At 70.7% G+C, this 5,567-nt stretch carries 4 protein-coding genes, 2 tRNA genes and 2 pseudogenes; 2 read left to right on the top strand and 6 right to left on the bottom strand.

Annotated elements, in window-relative coordinates; translation table 11 throughout:
* Positions 1-968 (bottom strand): annotated as a pseudogene (locus G6020_RS15190) (hypothetical protein); the annotation flags it as partial.
* On the bottom strand, positions 965-1,927 hold the full coding sequence (locus G6020_RS15185) for an ABC transporter ATP-binding protein (protein ID WP_179524983.1): 963 nt from the start codon (positions 1,925-1,927) through the stop codon (positions 965-967). The pseudogene G6020_RS15190 and the gene G6020_RS15185, both read right to left, overlap by 4 nt.
* A 59-nt stretch (positions 1,928-1,986) precedes the next feature.
* On the opposite strand from G6020_RS15185, the gene G6020_RS15180 reads away from it, so the two are divergent.
* Entirely contained in the window at positions 1,987-3,096 is a 1,110-nt protein-coding gene (locus tag G6020_RS15180) for an alpha/beta hydrolase (protein ID WP_241730530.1), read from the top strand.
* A gap of 30 nt (positions 3,097-3,126) precedes the next feature.
* On the opposite strand, the gene G6020_RS15175 is transcribed toward G6020_RS15180, so the two are convergent.
* Positions 3,127-3,203, bottom strand: a tRNA-Ile gene (locus G6020_RS15175).
* A gap of 55 nt (positions 3,204-3,258) precedes the next feature.
* Positions 3,259-4,644, bottom strand: coding sequence for a carboxylesterase family protein (locus G6020_RS15170; protein ID WP_182611192.1), 1,386 nt, complete (start codon positions 4,642-4,644; stop codon positions 3,259-3,261).
* A 58-nt stretch (positions 4,645-4,702) separates the two neighbouring features.
* Here G6020_RS15170 and G6020_RS15165 point away from each other — a divergent pair, with 58 nt between their 5' ends.
* Entirely contained in the window at positions 4,703-5,125 is a 423-nt protein-coding gene (locus tag G6020_RS15165; protein ID WP_182611191.1) for a nuclear transport factor 2 family protein, read from the top strand.
* Between the two features lie 52 nt (positions 5,126-5,177).
* On the opposite strand, the gene G6020_RS15160 is transcribed toward G6020_RS15165, so the two are convergent.
* Both G6020_RS15160 and G6020_RS17270 read right to left on the bottom strand, forming a co-directional pair.
* Positions 5,178-5,250: transfer RNA gene (locus tag G6020_RS15160), tRNA-Asn, on the bottom strand.
* Between the two features lie 81 nt (positions 5,251-5,331).
* Positions 5,332-5,567 (bottom strand): annotated as a pseudogene (locus tag G6020_RS17270) (DNA primase); the annotation flags it as partial.

The raw sequence follows: 5,567 nt of genomic DNA, 5'->3' as shown, positions 1-5,567 counted from the left end.
TCGGGGTTGGACATGATCGCCTCGACCACGACGTTCATCAGGGCGCCGTACATGGTCATGAGCGCCACGACCCCGACCGTCCATCCGATGAACGCACCGAGGTGCTGGTGTACCGCCACGCCGAGCTCGGACGCCCGCCACCTCGACGCCGTGGCCGAGCCCGTCCGGGCCGGCACCAACCCGGCGCCGACATCGCGGCGGCCGGAGAGCCACAGGGCGGCGGCGGACAGAGCTCCGGCCGTCACGACGGCCACCACCAGCGGGAGTGCGGAGGGGTCCCCGAACGGCCGGACCAACCCGTGCCACCCCAGGGGGGAGGTCCAGCTCACCCAGTTCTCGTTGGTGTCCCCGATCCCCCGCAGGACGAGGGTGAGTCCGGCCAAGGTCATGCCCGTCGCCCACACGGTGCGGTTGTGGGCCACCACCTGCGCGAACACGGCAGTGGCAGCGGCGTACACCCATCCGGTGGCGACGATCGACGCCGCGTAGAGCGCGGCCCCGGTCCGGTCGACCGGGATGGCGAGCGTCGACGCCCAGATTCCGGCGCCGAGGAGGAGGAACACGCCGGCGACGACGACGAGGGCCGCCGTGACCGGGGCGAGCCGACCCGTCCGGGCGGACAGGAGGAGTTCCGTCCTGCCGGTCTCCTCCTCCCGGCGGGTGGACCGAGCGGTCAGGGCGATCGCCATGATCGGGATCGCGAAGGAGGCGATGAACGCGTACTCGTTCATCATGACCCCACCCAGGGTGTCGAGCCCCGCTATACGTCCGTTGAGCATCACCATCGCCTCGCCCAGGGAGGCGGAGTAGGTGGCGAGCTTCTCCGGCGTGTCGTACAGGGCCGCTATCGAGACGGCGGTGAGCAGATACAGCGCGACCAGCCCGAGGACCCACGCGGCGGCGGAGCGCCACCCCGTCCGCAGGTCGATCCGGGCCAGCAGGCCTGTGCCGGCGAATGCGGAGTTCACCGCGACCCGCCGGGGGTCGTGCCCGCCTCTGCGGGTCCCCCTGCGGCCCCCGCGCCCGAGTAGGCGGAGAGGAAGAGGTCGTCCAGGCTGGGTGGGGTGGCGGTGAGGGTGTGTATGCCGGCCGCGTGCAGGATCCCCGTGACCTCGGCGAGCCGCTCTGCCGGCACGTGGCAGCGGACGTCGAACCGCCCGTCCCCGGAGCGCTCCAACCGCAGACCGTCGACCCCGCCCACGGTCTCCAGTGCGCGGGGATCGGTGTCGGTGACGGCGTGGACCTCCGTGGTGGTGTGGCGGCGCAGGTCGCCCAGGGTGCCCGAGCTGATCGTGCGGCCGTCGCGGATGATGCTCACCCGATCGGCCAGCGCCTCGACCTCACCCATGATGTGGCTGGAGAGCAGCACGGTGGAACCACCGTCGACGGCCTCCCGGACGCAGCCCTGGAACACCTGCTCCATCAGCGGATCCAGACCGGAGGTGGGCTCGTCCAACACGAGCAGTTCGGCGCCGGACGCCAGGGCCGCCACGAGTGAGACCTTCTGCCGGTTCCCCTTGGAGTAGTCACGGGTGCGCTTGGTGGGGTCCAGGCGGAAGCGTTCGATCAGCTGGTCGCGGCGTGCCGGGTCCAGTCCCCCCAGCGCTCGTCCCAGTATGTCGATGCACTGGCCGCCGGTCAGGCGGGGCCACAGCGTCACCTCCCCCGGGACGTACGCCAGCCTGGAGTGGAGGTCGACCGCATCGCGCCACGGATCGCGGCCGAACAGGGTCACCCGTCCCGAATCGGACCGCATCAGACCCAGCAGGATCCTGATGGTGGTGGATTTCCCGGAACCGTTGGGCCCCAGGAAGCCGTGTACCTCGCCGCGGCGGACGTCGAGGTCCAGGCCGTCGAGCGCCCGGGTGGCGCCGAACGTCTTGACCAGGCCCTCGACGTGCACCACCGGGTCCGAATCTGAACGCATGACCAGTCCCTTCGTCGATTCTCCCCGATCATCCTCTCCATCCTCGGCACAATGTGGCAATGCGCTCACCGATGTCCGGACACAGGACTTTCCGCCCCTCGATCGCCGACCGCCTCACCAAGGCGGCCATGACCGCCTCTGGTTCTCTACCCGGTCCGGTCATCCAGCTGGCAGGTGGCGCCCCCCGGAGGATCGACGGCCAGGTGCTGGACCCGCATTTCCAGGCCGGGGTCCGGGTGATGTCCCTGTTGTCCGAGGGCGAGTACGAGGACATGCCGGTCGAACAGGCACGCCAGACGGTGGAGCGGTCGGCGTACACCGTCTCGGGGAACCGGATCGACCTCGCCGTCGTCAAGGACCTCGTCCTCCCGCTCGCCGGAACGGATCAGCCCGGCGACGAGACCGCCCGGGCCGACCTGCCCGCCCGCCTGTACTCCCCCGTCCACGGCGACGAAGCGCTGCCGATGCTCGTGTTCTTCCACGGCGGCGGGTGGGTGCTCGGGAGCATCGACTCCCACGATGCGACCTGCCGGTACATCGCGCGGATGGGCGGCCTCAAGGTTCTCAGCGTGGACTACCGTCTGGCCCCCGAGTTCCTCTTCCCCACGGCGGCCGAGGACGCCCTGGCCTCGTTCCGGTACGTGCGGGACAACGCCGGGTCCCTCGGGGTCGACCCGACGCGCATCGCGGTGGGCGGCGACAGCGCGGGCGGGAACCTGGCGGCGGTCGTGTGTCAACAGACCCGCGACGCCGGCGAGAAGACCCCCGACTTCCAACTGCTGTTCGTCCCCGCGACCAACATGTCGACGCGGACCCGCTCGTTCGAGCTGTTCGGCGAGGGCTTCTTCCTCACGGGGAAGAACATGGACTTCTACGAGAACACCTACCTGCGTTCCGACGACGACCGCCTCGACCCGCGGGCCTCCCCGCTGCTGGCCGAGGACTTCTCCGGCCTGCCCCCGGCGCACGTCGCCACCGGCGGGTTCGACCCGCTGCGCGATGAGGGCGAGGCGTACGCGCGGAAGATGGCCGACGCCGGCGTCAAGGTCTCGCTGCGCCGGCATTCCACGATGGTCCACCCGTTCGTCAACGCCGTCGGCGCCACCCCGCTCGCGCGCGCCGCGCTCTCGGAGGCGGTCGGAGCGCTGCGGATGGGTCTGGCGTACTGACCCGGGGTGGTCGGCGCATCGGCGTCGTGATGGTGGGGCCAGCGGGGCTCGAACCCGCGACCAGCGGATTATGAGTCCGCGGCTCTAACCAACTGAGCTATAGCCCCCCGCACGCGCCGGGAGCATCCACCGGCACGTGCCGCGCAATCGTAGCAAGACCCCTCACCGGTCCTCCGGCCACCAGACGGCACGCACTGCCGAGAGTCCGTCGGCGACCTGCGAGGGCGGGTCGTCCCATGCCATGACCAGCCGCTCGGGCGACTCATAGGCGGGATGACCCGGATCGCCGGTGGTCACGAAGTCGACCCACGAGTCGTGCATCCCCTCGACCAGACCCGCCGGCGGCGGGGCACCGAGATAGCGTTCCACGTTCTCCCCGTCCGGGACGGCCCAGAAGAACGGAAGGTCGGCGCAGTGCCTGGGCCCGTTTCCCCCGGTCCAGCAGAAGTCGTACACCCACGTCGGGTCGCCGGCGGCCACCCTGGTCTCGGCTGCGCGGGCCACCGTGGAGTGGATCGCGGCCGCGTCGATCACCGCGCCCACGCTCCGTCGCAGAGACCGGCCGTTCGACTGCCGGGCCAGCGCCCTGAGCCCCTGCCTGGGGAGTTGCTGGGACACCGCCATGAACGCGGCCCCCGGCACCAGCGCCGGACCCGGGAGCTTGTCCGAGACGGCCTCGAACTCCGTCGCGGTGGAACCGATGAGCAGCGGGACGCTCGTTGAAGGGCCTGCGGCGACCGCCTCGAGGGGAGGGGCCGGGACCGTCTCGCCTCCGACCACCGGACGGAACGGGAGCGTGAACTGGTTCTCGCGCCGGAGGCGCCGATGGAACTCGTCCACGGCGCCACGTCCCCCGGCCGCCAGCTCCTCCGCGGTGATCCCCTTGGGCGGGCGGGTCGCCGGGGCCCGCAGGACCGCCGGTGACGCCGCGATCGCCCCGTGGAACAGCCCTGCCGCCGGCGGTGAACCCAACAGGCACAGCACCGCTCCCCCGCCGGCCGACTGCCCGGTGACCGTCACCCTGTCGGGATCTCCGCCGAACGCGGCGATCTCGTCCCGGACCCACTCGAGGGCGGCGATCCAGTCGAGCATCCCGCGGTTGTCCGGGGCGTCGGGGAACGGCGTGAAGCCCTCGACACCCAGGCGGTAGCCCACCGAGACCACGATGATCCCCCGGCGGGCGAAGGTCGCACCGTCGAACCACGGCTGATGGGACGACCCCGATTCCCAGCCGCCCCCGTGGATCCACACCATCACCGGGTGCCCGGAACCCGTCGCCGGCGCCCACACGTCCACGTGCAGGATGTCGGTGCCCGCGACGATCGGCTCGGGGATCGCCGGGTCCGGGTCGAACCTCAGCCTCTGGGCGGTGGCGGCGGGCCTCGTCGCATCACGGACCCCGTCCCACGGCGCTCTACGGACCGGGGAGGCGAAGCGCAGCTCGCCGACCGGGTCCTCGGCGTACGGGATGCCGTAGAAGCGGACGACGTCACCGAGCTCGGTCCCACGGACGCGGCCGGTCGAGAGGGTGACTTCGGCGTCGGTCATGGCGCCAGGTTAACGACGAAGGCTGAGATCGCCCGGCGATCCCTGCTAGGAAAAGGTGATGAGCAGTGACAGGGACCAGATCATCGAGCGGATGGCGGACATCGCCACCGCTCTGGACACCCGCGACTGGGACGGGCTGGGAGAGCTGTTCACCGAATCCGCGACCGGGTACGGGGCGGCCGGTCGGGAGCAGATCGTCCGGACGGTGCGGGACCACCTCGGCGGGTGTGGCCCCTCCCAGCATCTGCTGGGCAACCACAGGGTGCACCTCGCGCTCGACGGAGACGAGGACCGGGCGAGGAGTCTGACGTACGCGCGGGTGCTTCACCTCGGGACGGGAGACCAGGCCGGACTGAGCTACGAGTGCTTCGGCGAGTACTCCGACCTGTGGACCAGGACCCCCGCGGGCTGGCGGATCGTCTCCAGGCGGTTCCGCGTCGACTTCGACCGCGGCGACTTCCGGACACTCCAGCCCGGCTAACCCCGAAATGCGGATCAGGCCGGAGGAGTGTCTCCTCCGGCCTGATCTACTGCTCCCCCATCTGGACTCGAACCAGAAACCCTTCGATTAACAGTCGAATGCTCTGCCAATTGAGCTATGGGGGATTGCTGCCGGTGACCGACGAGCACGTCGGACACCGAGAACTCACCTTAGTGCGAGGGCGACCATCGGACCAAATCGCGAGCTCAGGCGATGTCGGGCGTGGCGCCCACGGCCTGCTCGAGCAGTCCGCGCCGGTATTCCTCCAACGCCACGAGGTCGCCGAACAGCGCCGAGTACCCCTCCGGGTCGGCGGCCGGACTCATCCGCTGGACCTTGGACTTGAGGTCCGCGATCTGGCCGGACACCCACACCTCCTGTAGGCGGGCGAGCACGCCGGAGACGTAGCGGGGCAGCGCGTCCTCGGCCACGCGGAGCGTCT

It is taken from the genome of Dietzia sp. B19, assembly GCF_014145155.1.
Taxonomy (GTDB): Bacteria; Actinomycetota; Actinomycetes; order Mycobacteriales; family Mycobacteriaceae; genus Dietzia; species Dietzia natronolimnaea.
This window is presented reverse-complemented; position numbering and strand designations above follow the sequence as displayed.

What these genes read in the sequence shown, in the direction of transcription:
- G6020_RS15185 (WP_179524983.1), bottom strand. Translation starts at nt 1,927, where the DNA reads ATGCGTTCAGATTCGGACCCGGTGGTGCACGTCGAGGGCCTGGTCAAG.
- G6020_RS15180 (WP_241730530.1), top strand. Translation starts at nt 1,987, where the DNA reads ATGCGCTCACCGATGTCCGGACACAGGACTTTCCGCCCCTCGATCGCC.
- G6020_RS15170 (WP_182611192.1), bottom strand. Translation starts at nt 4,644, where the DNA reads ATGACCGACGCCGAAGTCACCCTCTCGACCGGCCGCGTCCGTGGGACC.
- G6020_RS15165 (WP_182611191.1), top strand. Translation starts at nt 4,703, where the DNA reads ATGAGCAGTGACAGGGACCAGATCATCGAGCGGATGGCGGACATCGCC.